Source organism: Nocardia sp. XZ_19_231, assembly GCF_015355705.1.
GTDB lineage: Bacteria > Actinomycetota > Actinomycetes > Mycobacteriales > Mycobacteriaceae > Nocardia > Nocardia salmonicida.
The window spans coordinates 147,108-163,090 of the sequence record NZ_JACUZI010000010.1 but is presented as its reverse complement, the minus strand read 5'-3'; the positions used below and the strand labels follow the sequence as shown (position 1 = coordinate 163,090).

Below are 15,983 nucleotides of genomic sequence, written 5' to 3'. Positions count from 1 at the left end.
TAGCGGCAGAACCCGGCAGGTCAGCTCTTGACGCCGCCCGCGGTGAGACCGGAGATGATGCGACGCTGGAAAATCAGCACCATGATCACCAGCGGCACGGTGACGATCACGCCCGCCGCCATGATGGCCGCGTACGGCTGCACCAGCGGGTCGTTACCCGAGAAGCTCGCGATCGCGACCGTCACCGGTTTGGTGTCGTCGCCCGACAGCAACCTGGCCAGCAGGTACTCGTTGATCGAGGCGATGAACGCCAGAATCGCGGTGGTGAACACGGCGGGCGCGGCCAGCGGCAGCATGATCAACCGGAAGGCCTGGAACTTGTTCGCGCCGTCGATGCGCGCGGCCTCTTCGAGCTCCCACGGCAGTTCGGCGAAGAACGAGGCCAGGATGTAGACCGTCATCGGCAGCACGAACGAGATGTTCGGGATGATCATCGCCTGGTACTGGCCGATCCAGCCGATATCGGTGAACAGCTGGAACAGCGGCGTCACCAGCACGACGGCCGGGAACATCGACGCGGACAGGATCAGCCCCGAGATCAGGTACTTGCCCGCGAAAGCCATCCGGGCCAGCGCGTAGGCCGCGAGCACGCCGAGGATCAGCGCCACGGCGGTGGTCGCCGATCCGATGATCACACTGTTGAGCAGCGCCTTGCCGAAGTCGTTGCCGCGGCTGGTGTCGAAGGCGTTGCGGAAGTTCTCCAGCGTCACGTGGGTCGGCCACGGGGTGCTGTCGAAAGTATGGACCGGGTCGCGGAACGCCACCACGGCCATCCAGTAGAACGGCCCGAGGCCCCACACCAGCACGATGGCGACACCGACGTAGGTGCGCATCGTGCCGAACCGCTTGCTCCACGACACCGGCTGCACCGGCATCGGATTCGCTTCGACGGCAGAATCTTTCGTCATCGAGATGCTCATCAGTTCGCCTTCCGCTGTTCTTCCTGCGTGCGAACAGCATTGGCGCCCAGCACCTTCACCAGGACGAACGCGATCGCGAAGACGAGTCCGAAGGTGATCACCGACAGTGCCGCGGCGCTGTTGGGGCCTTGGCGCACCTGCTCGACCACCAGGATCGACAGGGTGCTCGTCGCCGGATTGGCGCCGGTCATGATCGCGGGCAGGTCGTACATGCGCAGCGCGTCCATGGTGCGGAACAGCACCGCCACCAGCAGCGCGGGCTTGAGCAGCGGCAGCGTGATATTCACGAACCGCTGCCACGCAGACGCGCCGTCGACCTTCGCTGCCTCGTACACATCGGCCGGAATCACTTGCAGCCCAGCAAGAATCAGCAGCGCCATGAACGGTGTGGTCTTCCACACGTCGGCCGCGATCACCGCGAACCGCGACGCCCATACCTCCGAGGTCCACAGGATGTGCGTGCCGAGCACTCGGTTCACGACACCGTCGTACTGGAACATGAACTCCCACAACCGCGCTGTGACCGCGGTGGGAATCGCCCACGGGATCAGCACGGCGGCACGCAACAGCGCCCGACCGCGGAAGGTCTTGCCCATCACCATGGCCATGCCGAGTCCGAGCAGGGCCTCGAGCGACACCGTGATCACGGTGAAGAACAGGGTGACCCCGACCGCCGACCAGAACTGCGAGCCGAGGGTGCCGGTGGGGCACGACACCGTGCCCGACAGCGACCCACACTGCTGCAGCAGCCAGTGCGTGTAGTTGCTGAATCCGGCGCCGCCGCCCTCGACGAACATCCCGGTGGCCGGGTCGATGCCAGAGTCCTTCTGCGAGGACATCCAGATCGCCTCGACCACCGGATATCCGATGACCACGGCCAGCGCGACGAGCACGGGCGCGACGAACAGCCACGCCTTGCCGGATTGTTGTAGTTGTAGCGCTAGCCCGCGCTGCTTGGCTCCCGAAGGATCCGACACCGTTACTACTCTCCTACGGTCTGGTCGGGTCCGCTGCGCGTACCGCTACGAACCTGCGGTCTCGATGCCCTTTTGCATGCCTGCGACTGCGTCGTCGACAGACTTGGCACCGGTCAGTGCAGCATAGGCGTTGTCCTGGATGGCCTTCGACACCGCGGGATAGAACGGGGTCACCGGACGGGGCACGGCGCTGGCGATGGATTCCTTCAGCGCGGGCAGGTACGGCATCTTCGCGATCAGGGCCGGGTCGTCGTAGAGCGAGGAGCGCACCGAGGGCAGCGAGCCCGAGGCGATGATCTGCTGGGCCTCTTCGCTGATCAGGTAGCGGACGAAGTCGGCGGCGGTGGCCTTGTTCTTGCCGAACGCGCTGATCGCGGCGTTGTAACCACCGAGGGCCGAGGCGCCGACGCCGGTGCTGCCCGGCAGCGGGGCGACGCCGAACTTGTCCTTCACCGCGGAGCCGTCGGCGGAGGCCTGGGCGTAGAGGTAGGGCCAGTTGCGCAGGAACAGCAGCTTGCCCGACTCGAACGCGCTCGCGCTCTCGCCTTCCTTGAAGGTGATGGCTTCCTTGGGGATGTCGCCGCTCTTGTAGGCGTCGACGAGAACCTTGAGGCCGGCCTTGGACTCCGGGCTGTTCACGGTGGGAGTCTTGCCGTCGGCACCGACGAAGCTGCCGCCGTAGGCGTTGATGACCTCGGCGGTGTTCACGGTCAGACCCTCGTAGGGGAACAGCTGACCGGCGTAGCAGCCGATGTTGTTGTCCCGGGCCACCTGGCACTGACCGAGCATCTCGGTCCAGGTCTTCGGCGGGTTGGGCACCAGGTCCTTGCGGTAGTACAGCAGGCCACCGTTGGTGTTCTTCGGGGCCGCGTACAGCTTGCCGTTGTAGGTGGCGCTTGCCACGGTGGGCGCGAGCAGCGGCGCGGTGTCGATGGCGAAACTGCCCTCGAGCGGCTGGACCCAGCCCTTCGCGGCGAACTCGGCGGTGTCCTTCACGTCGAGTGCGACGACGTCGTAGCCGTCCTGCTTGGCGCGGAAGTGCTCGGCTAGGTCGTCGTGCTGCTGGGTGCCGTCGGCCGACTGCTCCTTGAACGTCACCTGCTCGTTCGGGTGCGCGGCGTTCCAGCGGTCGATGAGCTGTTTGACCACACCGGTTTCGGTGGTGTCCTTGCCTTCGACGTAGGTGATCGGGCCGCGGCCCGTCAGGTTCTGGTCGAGCGCGTTGCCACCGTCGTCACTGGAGCAACCACTGGCGAACGTTGCGGTGAGCAACGCGATCGAGGCAGCAGCCATCGTCGCTCTGGGGACAAACTTCAAGGCCATCGCAGACACTCCAGGGTCAAGACGTGAGCAGCAGCACACCGTGCGGTGCAACAGGCAACATACAGGATTCTCGGCGGCGCGGGCGCCGCGTGTTCTCGGCCTGGGAGGCGAGAACGGGCACAGACTTACACAGTTCTCGTGTCAGTGGGGTGGCTTAGGGTCGATCCTTGTGACAAGTCCTTCGACCGCCCCTTCACCCGATCGGATGCTCACCCGCATCGGTGGTTTGCTGCGCAAGGCCGAGTCCACCGACAACGCTCACGAGGCCGAGGCCTTCCTTGCCGCGGCCCAACGGCTGGCGACGAAATCCTCGATCGATCTGGCCGTGGCGCGTTCGCATGTGGCCTCGCGTGAGCGCAGGTCGGTCCCTGTTCAGCGGATCATCCCGATCGGTGAACCGGGCCGAAAGGGCCTACGCACCTACGTCCAGCTGTTCGTCGCGATCGCGGGCGCCAACGACGTTCGCTGCGATGTCGCCCGTACCTCCGCCCAGGTCTACGCCTACGGCTTCGCCGCCGACATCGATACCTGCGAAGCGCTCTACGCGAGTCTGCTGATCCAAATGGTCCGAGCGTCGGACCACTACATCAAATCCGGCTCCTACCGCGAGGCGACGGTCAGCAAGATCGTCACCGAGAAGCGCCTCGGTCGTACCGTGCGCCGCAAGGTGGAGGTCCCGGTGGCAGGCGTCACCGCCCGCCTGAACTTCCAGATGGCCTTCGCCGCCCGAATCGGCGCCCGCCTGGCCGCGGTGAAAGCTGAGGTCGTCGCCGAGGAATCGGTCGTCGAATCGACGGGAACCGCCCTGGCCCTGCGCGACAAAGAGGTCGCACTCACCGATTTCTACACGGCCACCTCCGAGGCTCGCGGAACCTGGCGAGGCCCACAAACCTCCACCGGTCACTCCGCGGCAGCGCGGCGCGCAGGCGACCGAGCGGGCCGTACCGCCCGCCTCGGCACCGCACCGGAGCTCCCCGCCGCACGCGCGAAGCTGTCGGGCCGATGACTTCGACCGGGCTACAGCGTGACAACCAGCGCGCCAAGGTCTACGACGGTGAGCAGTTGGTGCGTGGGGTGTTCGATCGGGCCGACGAGTTCGGGCATCGGACGATCGATGTCTACGGCTCGCAACTGACCTTGCCGGTGGAGCGGCGCTTCGCCTCCGTGGAGTCGGTGCAGAGCTATGCCGACAAGGTGCTGGCGTTGAACTGGGTTCGCGCGCAATTTGAGCGGGCCAGGGTATCGATCAGGGTCCGCGCCCGTGGTGGTGCCGCGGCCGCTCACTACGAGCCGGAGACCGCCGTCCTCGCCGTCCCGCTGCACACCGGTTCCACCGCATGGGCGCTTCGCGAACTAGTGGTCCTGCATGAACTCGCCCACCACCTGTCGCCCGATCCGGCAGCAGCACCGCACGGGCCCGAATTCTGTAGCCGCTATGTCGAATTGGTCGACGGTGTGATCGGTCCGGAGGCCGCCTTGCTGATTCGAGCTACGTTGACCGGTTGCGGTGTTCGTTTCGGCTAACCGCTCTCGAGCAGTGCGCTGACTCGCTCGTAGCGCCGCAGCCACCAGTCGACCCGCTCGGGGTCGGGGTGGCGGTATTTGTCCAGCAATGCGGGGTCGGGCTCCGGTGGCGACGTCGGGACCGGCAACCAGCCGTCGACCGGCAGCAACGACTCCGCGACGAGATCACCTTCGAACAGCGCGAGAGTGCCCAATCCGCAAGCGAATTCGAGCTCGGGCAGCGCGCCCGCCAACGCCAGCTGCGCCGCCAAGCCGACGCTGGTCTCGAGCGCTGACGAGACAACAGTCGGCAGCCCGGCCGCCCCGGCGACCGCCAACGCTCGTCGCACACCGCCCAGCGGCGTGCACTTGAGCACCGCCACATCAGCGGCCCCCGCCACCGCCACCCGCATCGGATCCTCGGCCCGCCGAATCGACTCGTCCGCCGCGATCGGCACCGAAACGCGCCGACGTACCTCGGCCAATTCCGCTACGGTCCGGCACGGCTGTTCAACGTATTCCAAACCGCCGGCGGCCTTATCGATCTCCCCGATGTGCCGAACAGCGGTCTCCACATCCCACACCGCGTTCGCGTCGACCCGCACAGCCCCTGATTCCCCGATCGCCTCCCGCACCGCCGCCACCCGAGCCACATCCTCGGCCAGCGAGTCGGGGTGATCCGCCACTTTCACTTTCGCGGTCGCACAACCGGATTCTTGAACAATTCGGCCTGCTCGCTCAGCATCCACCGCGGGCACAGTGCAATTCACGGGAATGCGATCTCGCACCGGCGCCGGCCACCCCACTGTCACCTGCTCGACAGCGGTAGCCAACCACCCGGCTGCTTCTCGATCGTCGTATTCGGGAAACGCGCAGAATTCCCCCCAGCCCAGTTCCCCGCGAATCAACATCCCCTCGCGCACGGTGATCCCGCGAAACCGTGTCCGCAACGGAATCGCATAAACAAACAGGTCGGCGCTCACCAGACCGATCGTAGAGGTTGTGTTGCGGCGAAATTCCGCGCAGGCCCAAGGCTCGGGACAGACGGCGGCGCTCGTGGAGAGCGCCGCCGTCGCGCGTCACAAACGTTCGATGATGGTGGCGTTGGCCAGGCCACCCGCTTCGCACATCGTCTGCAGCCCGTAGCGCGCCCCGCGCTGCCGCATCGCATGCACCAGCGTGGTCATCAACCGCGCCCCGGACGCGCCGAGCGGATGCCCGAGAGCGATCGCCCCACCGTTGACGTTGACCCGGCTCATATCCGCACCGGTCTCCTTCGCCCATGCCAGCACAACCGGCGAAAACGCCTCGTTGATCTCGAACAGGTCGATGTCGGCGATCTCCAGACCCGCCCGCCGCAGCACCTTCTCGGTGGCCGGGATGACCGCGGTGAGCATCAGCAACGGGTCGTCGCCCGCGACGGAGAAGCTGTGGAGCCGGGCCAACGGCCGCAGCCCGAGTTGCTCGGCGCGTTCGCCGGACATAATCAGCACCGCGGAACTTCCGTCGCTGACCTGGCTGGCCGAGGCGGCGGTGATCTCCCAGCCGATCTGCGGGAACCGCGCCGCCATCGCGGGGTCGTAATAGGCGGGCTTCAGTTTCGCGAGGGTATCGATGGTGCTGCCGACCCTGATTCCCTCGTCCGTGTTCAATCCGTTGATCGGCGCGAGTTCATCGGCGAAGAGTCCGTCTTTGGTTGCCCGAGCGGCCTTTTCATGACTGCCGAGTGCGAATTCGTCGAGCTGGGTTCGCGTCAGGCCCCACTTCGCGGCAATGAGCTCGGCGCTGATTCCCTGCGGGACGAGATCGTCGGGATAGCGCTGCGCGAAGGCGATGCCGGACAGATCGGTGGCGCCGAGCACGCTGGCACCCATGGGAACTCGTCCCATCGATTCCACGCCCGCCGCCACGACGATGTCGTATGCCCCTGCGATAACCCCTTGTGCCGCGAAGTGAATCGCCTGCTGGCTGCTGCCGCACTGCCGGTCCACCGTCGTGGCGGGCACCGATTCCGGATACCCGGCGGCCAGCGCGGCCCGCCGGGTCATGTTCGCCCCTTGTTCGCCGACCTGGGTGACGATGCCGCCGATCACATCGTCGATCAGCACCGGATCGATCCCGCTGCGCTCGACCACCGCGCGCAGGCTGTGCGCCAGCAGATCAACAGGATGAACGTCGTGAAGTGCGCCGTTCGGCTTGCCCCGCCCGATCGGGGTGCGTACCGCTTCGACGATGACCGCGTCTCGCATGGGAGTCCTCTTTCGACAACGCTGGCTCTATCTAACAATAGCCAGACTAACCCCTAACTATCATCGACTCAAGTCAGATTCGCTATGATGTCCCTCATGGCAGCCGTGATGGAAGGACCCCTGGCCGATCTCAGCAAATGGGAAACGGCGGGCTGTTCCATCGCCAGGGCCATGGACCTCATCGGCACCCGCTCCGCGATGCTCATCCTGCGCGAGGCCTATTACGGCACCCGCCGCTTCGACGGGTTCGCCCGCCGCGTCGGCATCACCGACGCCGCCGCCGCGGGCCAACTCCGCAAACTCACCGCCGCCGGCCTCCTGGAAAAACGCCCCTACCAGGAAGAAGGCAAGCGCACCCGACACGAGTACATCCTCACCCAGATGGGCCGAGACCTACTCCCCGTGGTAGTGGCCCTCTGGCAATGGGGCGACGCCTACCTCCAGCCCGGCCCCGCGCCCTTGCTTCGGGTAGACGCCGAGACCGGCGAACCGGTCCGCGTCGATCTCCGCACCTCCGACGGCACCGAAATCCCCCTCGAGCGCCTGGCGGTCCGGGTCAATGAGGACTATCTCCGAGACCGCGCCGAGCGCCGGAAGAAGAAGTCGGACGACTAGGCGCTGAACACGCCGATGGTCACGTCCTCGGTGCCGAGGGCCTGGAACAGGCTGACCCACAGCAGGACGACCGGTTCTGTGCTGCGGGCGGTGTTCAGGGCGCCGAGGTCGATCAGTTGCTCGTCAGCCCAGCCGAAGGAGTTCAGCAAACGCGCCACCTCTTTCTTGGCGTCGGCGTCGTCGCCGCTGAGAAAGATGGTGTGCTGTCCGGGAATTCGGGTCGGGTCGACCATCACCTGGTTGTTGGTGGTGTTGAGCGTCTTCACCACGCGGGTGGTGGGAAAGGCCTGCTGGATTTCCTCGGCGACGCTGCCCGCTTCGGGAACAACGAGTTTCGGCGGAAAGCCCTGCGAGAAGTCGAGTGCGTTGGAGACGTCGACGATGATCTTGCCCGCGAGGTTGTCCGCGCCTGCCGCGGTGAGGGCGGCCACCGATACCGTGCCCGACGTGGCATTCACGATCAGCTCGGCAACGCCCGCCGCATCGGCGAAAGTGCCGTGTGCGCCTCCGGTTTCGGCGGCCCAGGCTGCCGCGGCGGCATTGTCGGCGGTTCGCGACCCCATCGTCACCGTGTGCCCGACCTCGACCAGCTTGCTCGCCAGCCGTCGACCGACCTGGCCGGTGCCGAGTACTGCTATGCGCATGTCACTACCTCATGTCGACATACCTGCCCGGCGATCACCGGCGGTGAGCATCAGCATAGGGCCGGACCAGGCATCGAGCCGAGGGTCTACGCGCACAGCGCAATCGTGCGCGGGCGACTCGATCGATGAGCCGCCCGCGCATCCGGATCAGCGCAGGCGGCGGCCGTCGACGCTGAAGAAGTACACGTGTTCGGAGTCGGTGGTGAGGCGGAGGCGATCGCCCCTGCGCGGCGGGTTGCGCCAATCCACGCGCGCCACAATGGTTTCGCCGGTCTGGCCGCCGGTGCCGGTGGATACGGCGCGGCCGTACACGTAGGCGTCGGAGCCGAGTTCCTCCACCACGTCGACCTCCATCTCGAGGCCGCCGTCGCCCACCTCGAGGTGTTCGGGGCGGATGCCGAGCACCACGAAACTCTCACCCGCGTCGGACACCGCACGCGGCACCCGGACGGGATACCCACCGATGGTGACGGTTCCGTTGTCGACGGGCAGCGTGAACAGGTTCATCGCGGGCGAACCCATGAACCCGGCCACGAACATGTTCGCCGGATCGCGGTAGAGGTCGCGCGGCGACGCGCACTGCTGGAGCAGGCCGTCCTTGAGGACCGCGACCCGGTCGCCCATCGTCATCGCCTCGACCTGGTCGTGCGTGACGTAGACCGTGGTGGTCCCGAGCCGCCGCTGCAACTGGGCGATCTGGGTACGGGTCTGCACGCGCAGCTTGGCGTCGAGGTTCGACAGCGGCTCGTCCATCAGGAACACCCGGGGCTGCCGCACGATCGCGCGCCCCATCGCCACACGCTGGCGCTGCCCGCCCGACAGCGCCTTCGGCTTGCGGTCGAGGTAGTCCTCGAGATCGAGCAGCTTGGCCGCCTCGAGCACCCGCTCGTCACGCTCGGCCTTGGACACCTTGGCCAGTTTCAGCGCGAAACCCATGTTCTCCGCGACCGACATGTGCGGGTAGAGCGCGTAGTTCTGGAACACCATCGCGATATCGCGATCCTTGGGTTCGGCGTTGGTCACGTCTTTGTCGCCGATGCGGATGCACCCGCCGTTGACCTCCTCGAGGCCGGCCAGCATTCGCAGCGAGGTCGATTTGCCACACCCGGAGGGTCCGACGAGCACCAGGAATTCGCCGTCGGCGATCTCCAGGTCGAGTGCGTCGACCGCGGGTTTGGTGGCACCGGCGTAGAGCCGGGTAGCGCGGTCGAAAGTCACGGTAGCCATGCGTAGATCAACTTCCCATCCCGGCAGGAACGTGCCGGACGATCCGAGTAGTGGGTCGCTGGGGATCGTAGCGGCCCGCAACGGCGCCGGGTAGCCTCGGTCGCGGAGCCAACCGAGCCATCGAGGAGCCAGCGATATGAGTCGTCCGGTCCGTATCGGAGTCCAGCTTCAACCGCAGCACGCGCCCGATTACGGGCTCATCCGCGACGCGGTGTTGCGGGCGGAGGACGCCGGGGTCGACATCGTCTTCAACTGGGATCACTTCTTTCCGCTCACCGGCGACCCGGCGGGCGCGCATTTCGAATGCTGGACGATGCTCGGCGCGTGGGCGGAGCAGACCGAGCGGGTCGAGCTCGGCGCGCTGGTCACCGGTGGCGGCTACCGCAATCCCGACCTGCTCGCCGATATGGCGCGCACGGTCGACAACATCAGCGGCGGCAGGCTGATCCTCGGCATCGGCGCGGGCTGGTTCGAGCGTGACTACGACGAATACGGCTACGAGTTCGGCACGCCGGGCAGCAGGCTGAACTTGTTGAAGGACAGCATGTCTCGCCTCACGTCCCGGCTGGCGAAGCTGAACCCGCCGCCGGTGCGGGAGATCCCGATTCTCATCGGCGGCGGTGGAGAGCGCAAGACGCTGCGCTTGGTCGCCGAGTACGCCGACATCTGGCACTCCTTCGCCGACGTGTCGACGCTGGCGCACAAGAACAAGGTGCTGGCAGAGCATGCGGCGGCGGTCGGCACCGACGAGTCGAGGATCGAACGCTCGGTGCAGTGGCAGGGCCGCGACGAGGCGAAGGCGCTGCACGACGCGGGTGTGACCCTGTTCACCGTTGGTGTCTCCGGTCCCGCTTACGACCTGACCGAAGTGCGTCGCGCGATCGAATGGCGCGATGAGGTGAACCCCGAGGTGCTCGAAGGTCTCGCCTGAGTCCGGCGCGGCGACCCGGTATGGCCGCCGCAGTGCCACGTTGCACGGTCGGCGCCGGCCAGCCGATGCGGTCGGCGGCGGATACGCCTCGCGTGCGTAACCCTCGGTATGCAAGGTTGCGGCTAGGGTCTATCGGCATGGCAGGTGTACGAACTCGGGCGCGGATCGCTGCCCTCTTGCTCCTCGTCGGTGTCGCGGCGACCGGTTGCGGTGGCTCGGACACCAGCACCGCGGGCGATCTCTGTTCCCCACCGGGGCCATCGGCTGCCGCCGCCGCGCCCACCAACTTGGCGGCAGGCGAGACAGCGGGCGCCGATCGCTACACCACCGCGACAACGGCGCCGGTCGACTCGATCGACACCACGAAACTCGGCCTGCTCAATCCGGGCACCCTGAGCGTCGGCACCTTGTCCGACGCCCCGCCGAGCATCTGCGTCAACAGCGAGGGCGACTTCACCGGCTTCGACAACGAACTCCTCACCGCGATCGGCGCGAAACTCGGTTTGCGCGTGGAGTTCTCCGGCACCGAGTTCGCCGGCCTGCTCGCCCAGGTGTCGGGCAAGCGCTTCGATGTGGGCTCGTCCAACATCACCACCACCGATGCCCGCCGCGAACTCGTCGGCTTCACCAACGGCTACGACTTCGGCTACTTCTCCCTTGTCGTTCCGCAGGGCAGCGCGGTGAAGGGCTTCGGAGATCTGACTCAGAGCTCGCGCATCGCGGTGGTGCAGGGCACGGTGCAGGACGAATTCGTGGTGAACCAGCTGAAGCTGGATCCGGTGAAATTCCCCGACTACAACACCGCCTACGCGAATCTGAAGTCCGGCCAGGTCGACGCCTGGGTGGCGCCGTCGGCCCAGGCCGAGGGTGCGATCAAGCCCGGCGACGGAATGGTGATCTCACAGAACACCTTCAGCCTCGACAACTTCGTCGGCTACGCGGTGGCGAAGAACAACCAGCCGCTGATCGACGCGCTCAACTCCGGCCTCGACGCGGTGATCGCCGACGGTACCTACGCCCGCCTCTACGCCGACTGGGTGCCACGCGAACTCCCGCCGGGCTGGAAGCCCGGTTCGAAAGCCGCACCCACACCCCAACTCCCGGACTTCAAGGCACTCGCGGCCGAGAATGGGCCGGGGGAGACCGAACAGGTCGCGCAGAAGTCGACCCTGCAGCAGTTGAAGGACACCTTCTTCGACTGGTCGTTGTATCGCAAGGCTTTTCCCGACCTGATCAAGGTCGGCCTGCCGAACACCCTGATCCTGGCCTTGGTTTCGGGTGTCCTCGGCACCGTGATCGGCATGCTGCTCGCGGTGATGGGCATCTCCCGCACCCGCTGGTTGCGCTGGCCCGCCCGCGTCTACACCGACATCTTCCGTGGGCTGCCCGCCGTGGTGATCATCTTGCTGATCGGCCTCGGCGTCGGCCCGGTGGTCCGCAATATCACCGGCGGCAACCCGTACTGGCTCGGCGCGGTGGCGCTGGCCCTGCTCTCGTCGGCCTATATCGGTGAGATCTTCCGCTCGGGTATCCAGTCGGTGGAGCCCGGTCAGCTCGAGGCCGCGCGCGCCATCGGCTTCGGGTACCGGCAGTCGATGACGTTGGTGGTGATTCCGCAGGGTGTGCGCCGGGTGCTGCCCGCGCTGATGAACCAGTTCATCGCGCTGATCAAGGACTCGTCGCTGATCTACTTCCTCGGCCTGCTCGCCTCCCAGCGCGAGCTGTTCGCCGTCGGCCGCGACCTCAACGCCCAGACCGGCAACCTGTCCCCGCTGGTCGCCGCGGGCCTGATGTATCTGGTGCTCACCATCCCGCTCACCCACCTGGTCAACTACATCGACCAGCGCATGCGCACCGGCAAACCCACCCCCTCCGACCCGATCGAGCAGGCAGTCATCACAGAAGGGCGAGGCGCATGAGCGAGCGTAGCGAGCGGCGGATCAGCACAGCTGCCTATGCAGTCATGGCGGAACCGAGCGTCAGCGAGGTGGAGGCATGAGTGCATCGTTGACCGGCACCGGGCTCAACCTGACGCTCGGCAACAACCACATCCTGCGCGGTGTCGACATCCACGTCGAGGCAGGCCACGCCACCACCGTCATCGGCCCGTCCGGCTCCGGCAAATCGACCCTGCTGCGGGTGCTCAACCGCCTGCACGAGCCCGATTCCGGTGACGTGCTCCTCGACGGCAAGTCGGTGCTGAAGGACAACCCCGACAAGCTGCGTCAGCGCATCGGCATGGTCTTCCAGCAGTTCAACCTGTTCCCCCACAAGACGGTGGCCGACAACATCGTCCTCGGTCCACGCAAACTGCGCGGCCTGTCCGCTGAGCAAGCCCGGGCGCTGGCGATCGAACAGCTCGAGATCGTCGGCCTGGCCGACAAGGCAGACGCCAGGCCCGCTTCGCTGTCGGGCGGTCAGCAACAACGCGTCGCCATCGCCCGCGCGCTGGCCATGAAACCGGAGCTGATGTTCTTCGACGAGGCCACCTCCGCGCTCGACCCGGAGCTGGTCAAGGGCGTGCTCGCGCTGATGGCCGATCTCGCCTCGGGCGGTATGTCGATGGTCGTGGTGACCCACGAGATGGGGTTCGCCCGCGAGGTCTCCGACAGCGTCGTGTTCATGGATCAGGGTGTGGTCGTCGAGACCGGCACCCCCGACGCCCTGTTCGACGACGCCAAGACCCCACGCCTGCGCCGCTTCCTCGACCAGGTCCTCTGACCAGCAACGGGGGTCGCAGCAACGCATGCGCAACTGCTAATGTCGGAAGTGCTTCAGCTCCATTCGATCAGTACCGGACCGCGTTCCGGGAAACCGGAAAGAGAGAGCCGATGACCACCACGCACGCCGAACATCCGCAGCACACCCACGTCCACGGGCCCACCTGCGGCCACGTCGCCGTTCCGCACGAGGACCACGTCGACTACGTCCACGACGGCCATCTGCACCGCGAACACGAGGGCCACTTCGACGAGTGCGAGACCTCAGCACACGTCGAGCACACCGCCCACACCCACGAGCACGGCCCTGGCTGCGGGCACGTCTCCGTGCCGCACGGCGACCACGTCGACTACATCCACGACGGCCACCGCCACGCCGCGCACTCGGACCACTACGACGATCACTGAGCGCTAGGCCGACCCCGCCCCGGTGGGGTCGGCTGCCCGTACTATCTCCGGCTCGACGATCGATCGGTTCCCCGGATACTGTCTGTGCCTGCGGCCTGCGTCATGCCTGCCGATTCATGGATGGGGAATTTCCGGCCGATGGGCAAAACAATCAGGCGCACAATGGCTTTCGGTGTCGTGAGCAGTGTGCTGGCCGCGTGCGTCGCTACCTTCGGCGCTGGCAACGGCCTGGCCGACGGGCGCGATCCGATCGTCGAATCCAAGAAACTGCTCGCGACGCCGACCACCGCGAACGGTTCGAACATCATCTCGAGCAGGGTCGATGATCGAAACCTGACCATGCTCGTCTTCTCCGCCGCGATGAACAAGGCCATCACCGTGAAGGTGCAGCGGCCCGAGGACGCTTCCGTGCCGCGCCCGGCGCTCTACCTCCTCAACGGTGCCGGTGGCGGCGAGGACCGCGCGACCTGGTGGCAGAACACCGATGTCGGCGATTTCCTCGCGACCAAGGACGTCAATGTGGTGATGCCGATCGGCGGGGCCTGGGCGTACTACACCGACTGGCAGCGCGACGACCCCGCGCTGGGTCGCAACAAATGGCGCACCTTCCTCCTCGACGAACTCCCGCCCTTGGTCGACGCGGCGCTGGGTACCAACGGCGTCAACGCCATCGCCGCCAACTCGATGACCGCCACGGCCGTTCTGCAATTGGCGGAGGCCAGGCCGGGCTTCTACCAGTCCGTCGCCGGCTACAGCGGCTGCGCGCAGATCGCCGATCCGATCGGCAAGCAGTTCACCAAGCTGGTCGTGGAGACCTACGGTGGCGGCGATGTCACCAATATGTACGGTGCCGACGACGACCCGGCCTGGGCCGCCAACGATCCCGTCGTGAATGCCGAGAAGTTGCGCGGCACAATGCTGTTCGTGTCGGATGCCTCCGGTCTGCCCGGTCCGCACGACCGCGTCGACGACCCGTACATGATGAATCCGACGCCGGTCGGCCTGGCCAATCAGCTCGTCGTCGGCGGCATCATCGAGGCGGCGGTCAACTGGTGCACCCGCAATCTCGAGTCCCGGCTGGACGAGTTGGGGATTCCCGCGACCTTCGATCGTCAACCGAGCGGCACGCACTCCTGGGGCTACTGGCGCGATGCCTTCTATCGGTCGTGGCCGGTTCTCGCCGCGGGGTTGGGACTTCCCGAATAGCCGTACGCGCGTCAGCCGGTGACGGTGGCGAAGGCGGCCCAGAGCAGCGGTGAGTTCTCGGGCGTCGGTGCGTCACGCCAGGCGGCCAGTCGCGACCTTTGCCAGGTCAGCAGGGTGGGGATGGGTGTGGGTGAATCGTGGGCGGTGTCCACGGCGCAGATGGCGGATTGCAAGGGGTAGGTCGTGGTGGGGGTGAGGGTGTGGAAGGCGTGGTCGGTGGGCAGGGGCCAGCGGGTGGCCGTCACCAGTTCCGCGCCTGCTGCCAGGGCCGCGGTGGTGAGGCCGAGGGCCTCGGTGAAGCGCAGGTCGCCGCCGCTTTCGCAGGCGATCAGGGCTACCCGGCTCGGCATCGGCCAGAGGTCGCGGCCGGGGATCGGGTGGGAGTCGAGCGAATGGGTGCCGAGTAGGAGGTCTTTCGCCGAGAGGGGGCGGTGGGTGCGGTTCGTCGCCGCGAAGCCACGCGTGTCCGCGGTGCAACTGAGGTGCAGTTCGGCGTGTTCGCTCTGCCCGGATTCCGGCGCGGGGGCGGTGACATGGCCGACGTAGACGAGTCGGCTCGCACCTGCCCGGAGAACATCGGAGAGCCAGTCACGGTCGGTGTCGGCGCGGCGGAACAGCTCTACGGGATCGTCGACGCGGGGAACGACGCGACTGCCGTACCGGCCGAAATGCCGGGCCACCAGGGTTTCCGGGCTCGGTCGACCGAGCACCGATCCGAGCTCTGAGTCGGCACGGAATCCGGGCACCCGAGGATCGAGCACCGCGACTACGGGCAGTTCGTGAGTGTCGTTCCAGCGGTGCACGATTCGTTGCGGCGCGCGAACCACCGACACCGGCGCGAGCAGGCTCACATCGGCGATGTCGAGCAGCCGGAGCGCGGGATCGGGAGCGATGAGCTCCCACGGAACCTGTGCCAGCCGTGGCGAAGGCTGAATCCGCAGATGCGGCCGAATCCCGCGCTGCGAGAGTTCGTAGAGCTGCACAGCCAGTCCATAGGGCAACAGGGTGCGTGACAACGCCTGCGCCAGCGCGCTTTCCGCGGCGGGATCGACAAGCGCCCCCTCGGTCATCACACGCCGCAGATCCTCGGGCCGGGTGGGATCGGGCACCGCCTCGGCCAGCAGCCGCAACACCTCGCGCACCTGGTCGCGGGGCAGTGTGGCGACCCCGCGGGCGAGCGCATCGTCGACCCATCGCCACGATACGTAGACATCGCCCGCGTCAGCCATCCTGATGTGCGCGGTCGGGGATGGCGGTAGA

At 66.8% G+C, this 15,983-nt stretch carries 16 protein-coding genes; 8 read left to right on the top strand and 8 right to left on the bottom strand.

Annotation, left to right across the window (positions count from 1 at the left end):
- Positions 1-20 precede the first annotated feature (20 nt).
- Genes IBJ82_RS30860 through IBJ82_RS30850 form a run of 3 tightly spaced genes read right to left on the bottom strand, consistent with a single transcriptional unit; the run spans position 21 to position 3,220 of the window.
- On the bottom strand, positions 21-875 hold the full coding sequence (locus IBJ82_RS30860) for a carbohydrate ABC transporter permease (RefSeq protein WP_228537930.1): 855 nt from the start codon (positions 873-875) through the stop codon (positions 21-23).
- Positions 876-919: 44 nt separating this feature from the next.
- On the bottom strand, positions 920-1,897 hold the full coding sequence (locus IBJ82_RS30855) for a carbohydrate ABC transporter permease (RefSeq protein WP_194829500.1): 978 nt from the start codon (positions 1,895-1,897) through the stop codon (positions 920-922).
- 45 nt (positions 1,898-1,942) lie between these two features.
- Positions 1,943-3,220: an ABC transporter substrate-binding protein gene (locus IBJ82_RS30850; RefSeq protein WP_194829499.1), complete on the bottom strand. Its 1,278-nt coding sequence runs from the start codon at positions 3,218-3,220 to the stop codon at positions 1,943-1,945.
- A gap of 205 nt (positions 3,221-3,425) precedes the next feature.
- Here IBJ82_RS30850 and IBJ82_RS30845 point away from each other — a divergent pair, with 205 nt between their 5' ends.
- Entirely contained in the window at positions 3,426-4,226 is an 801-nt protein-coding gene (locus tag IBJ82_RS30845) for a DUF2786 domain-containing protein (RefSeq protein ID WP_194829535.1), read from the top strand.
- Complete coding sequence (locus tag IBJ82_RS30840) at positions 4,223-4,744, top strand: TIGR04338 family metallohydrolase (protein ID WP_194829498.1); 522 nt, start codon at positions 4,223-4,225, stop codon at positions 4,742-4,744. Before IBJ82_RS30845 ends, IBJ82_RS30840 begins: the two co-directional genes overlap by 4 nt.
- Here the strand turns inward: IBJ82_RS30840 and IBJ82_RS30835 are convergent.
- Together IBJ82_RS30835 and IBJ82_RS30830 are read right to left on the bottom strand one after the other, a co-directional pair.
- Positions 4,741-5,706 (bottom strand): o-succinylbenzoate synthase, encoded by a 966-nt coding sequence (locus IBJ82_RS30835; protein ID WP_370585554.1) that lies wholly within the window; start codon positions 5,704-5,706, stop codon positions 4,741-4,743. The two genes, IBJ82_RS30840 and IBJ82_RS30835, sit on opposite strands and share 4 nt — an antisense overlap.
- Positions 5,707-5,802: 96 nt before the next feature.
- Complete coding sequence (locus IBJ82_RS30830; protein WP_194829497.1) at positions 5,803-6,972, bottom strand: thiolase family protein; 1,170 nt, start codon at positions 6,970-6,972, stop codon at positions 5,803-5,805.
- Positions 6,973-7,068: 96 nt separating this feature from the next.
- Here IBJ82_RS30830 and IBJ82_RS30825 point away from each other — a divergent pair, with 96 nt between their 5' ends.
- On the top strand, positions 7,069-7,587 hold the full coding sequence (locus IBJ82_RS30825; protein WP_370585553.1) for a winged helix-turn-helix transcriptional regulator: 519 nt from the start codon (positions 7,069-7,071) through the stop codon (positions 7,585-7,587).
- Here the strand turns inward: IBJ82_RS30825 and IBJ82_RS30820 are convergent.
- On the bottom strand, positions 7,584-8,231 hold the full coding sequence (locus IBJ82_RS30820; RefSeq protein ID WP_194829495.1) for an NADPH-dependent F420 reductase: 648 nt from the start codon (positions 8,229-8,231) through the stop codon (positions 7,584-7,586). The two genes, IBJ82_RS30825 and IBJ82_RS30820, sit on opposite strands and share 4 nt — an antisense overlap.
- 147 nt (positions 8,232-8,378) lie before the next feature.
- The gene (locus IBJ82_RS30815; RefSeq protein ID WP_194829494.1) at positions 8,379-9,458 is read right to left on the bottom strand and encodes an ABC transporter ATP-binding protein; all 1,080 of its coding nucleotides are present in this window, start codon (positions 9,456-9,458) and stop codon (positions 8,379-8,381) included.
- A 136-nt stretch (positions 9,459-9,594) separates the two neighbouring features.
- On the opposite strand from IBJ82_RS30815, the gene IBJ82_RS30810 reads away from it, so the two are divergent.
- The 5 genes from IBJ82_RS30810 to IBJ82_RS30790 all read left to right on the top strand — a co-directional run bounded on the left by IBJ82_RS30810 (position 9,595) and on the right by IBJ82_RS30790 (position 14,723).
- Complete coding sequence (locus IBJ82_RS30810) at positions 9,595-10,389, top strand: LLM class F420-dependent oxidoreductase (protein ID WP_194829493.1); 795 nt, start codon at positions 9,595-9,597, stop codon at positions 10,387-10,389.
- A 137-nt stretch (positions 10,390-10,526) separates the two neighbouring features.
- Positions 10,527-12,308: an ABC transporter substrate-binding protein/permease gene (locus IBJ82_RS30805; protein ID WP_194829492.1), complete on the top strand. Its 1,782-nt coding sequence runs from the start codon at positions 10,527-10,529 to the stop codon at positions 12,306-12,308.
- Positions 12,309-12,384: 76 nt separating this feature from the next.
- Entirely contained in the window at positions 12,385-13,110 is a 726-nt protein-coding gene (locus tag IBJ82_RS30800) for an amino acid ABC transporter ATP-binding protein (protein ID WP_194829491.1), read from the top strand.
- A 110-nt stretch (positions 13,111-13,220) separates the two neighbouring features.
- Entirely contained in the window at positions 13,221-13,517 is a 297-nt protein-coding gene (locus IBJ82_RS30795; protein ID WP_194829490.1) for a hypothetical protein, read from the top strand.
- 162 nt (positions 13,518-13,679) lie between these two features.
- Positions 13,680-14,723 (top strand): alpha/beta hydrolase family protein, encoded by a 1,044-nt coding sequence (locus IBJ82_RS30790; protein ID WP_228537905.1) that lies wholly within the window; start codon positions 13,680-13,682, stop codon positions 14,721-14,723.
- A gap of 11 nt (positions 14,724-14,734) precedes the next feature.
- Here IBJ82_RS30790 and IBJ82_RS30785 read toward each other — a convergent pair whose 3' ends face one another.
- Complete coding sequence (locus tag IBJ82_RS30785; RefSeq protein WP_194829488.1) at positions 14,735-15,952, bottom strand: CHAT domain-containing protein; 1,218 nt, start codon at positions 15,950-15,952, stop codon at positions 14,735-14,737.
- Positions 15,953-15,983: the final 31 nt, after the last annotated feature.

Bases quoted from the DNA above. Each gene is read 5' to 3' on its own strand.
- IBJ82_RS30860 (WP_228537930.1), bottom strand. From the start codon at position 875: ATGCCGGTGCAGCCGGTGTCGTGGAGCAAGCGGTTCGGCACGATGCGC.
- IBJ82_RS30850 (WP_194829499.1), bottom strand. From the start codon at position 3,220: ATGGCCTTGAAGTTTGTCCCCAGAGCGACGATGGCTGCTGCCTCGATC.
- IBJ82_RS30845 (WP_194829535.1), top strand. From the start codon at position 3,426: ATGCTCACCCGCATCGGTGGTTTGCTGCGCAAGGCCGAGTCCACCGAC.
- IBJ82_RS30840 (WP_194829498.1), top strand. From the start codon at position 4,223: ATGACTTCGACCGGGCTACAGCGTGACAACCAGCGCGCCAAGGTCTAC.
- IBJ82_RS30830 (WP_194829497.1), bottom strand. From the start codon at position 6,972: ATGCGAGACGCGGTCATCGTCGAAGCGGTACGCACCCCGATCGGGCGG.
- IBJ82_RS30825 (WP_370585553.1), top strand. From the start codon at position 7,069: ATGGCAGCCGTGATGGAAGGACCCCTGGCCGATCTCAGCAAATGGGAA.
- IBJ82_RS30820 (WP_194829495.1), bottom strand. From the start codon at position 8,231: ATGCGCATAGCAGTACTCGGCACCGGCCAGGTCGGTCGACGGCTGGCG.
- IBJ82_RS30815 (WP_194829494.1), bottom strand. From the start codon at position 9,458: ATGGCTACCGTGACTTTCGACCGCGCTACCCGGCTCTACGCCGGTGCC.
- IBJ82_RS30810 (WP_194829493.1), top strand. From the start codon at position 9,595: ATGAGTCGTCCGGTCCGTATCGGAGTCCAGCTTCAACCGCAGCACGCG.
- IBJ82_RS30805 (WP_194829492.1), top strand. From the start codon at position 10,527: ATGGCAGGTGTACGAACTCGGGCGCGGATCGCTGCCCTCTTGCTCCTC.
- IBJ82_RS30800 (WP_194829491.1), top strand. From the start codon at position 12,385: ATGAGTGCATCGTTGACCGGCACCGGGCTCAACCTGACGCTCGGCAAC.
- IBJ82_RS30795 (WP_194829490.1), top strand. From the start codon at position 13,221: ATGACCACCACGCACGCCGAACATCCGCAGCACACCCACGTCCACGGG.
- IBJ82_RS30790 (WP_228537905.1), top strand. From the start codon at position 13,680: ATGGCTTTCGGTGTCGTGAGCAGTGTGCTGGCCGCGTGCGTCGCTACC.
- IBJ82_RS30785 (WP_194829488.1), bottom strand. From the start codon at position 15,952: ATGGCTGACGCGGGCGATGTCTACGTATCGTGGCGATGGGTCGACGAT.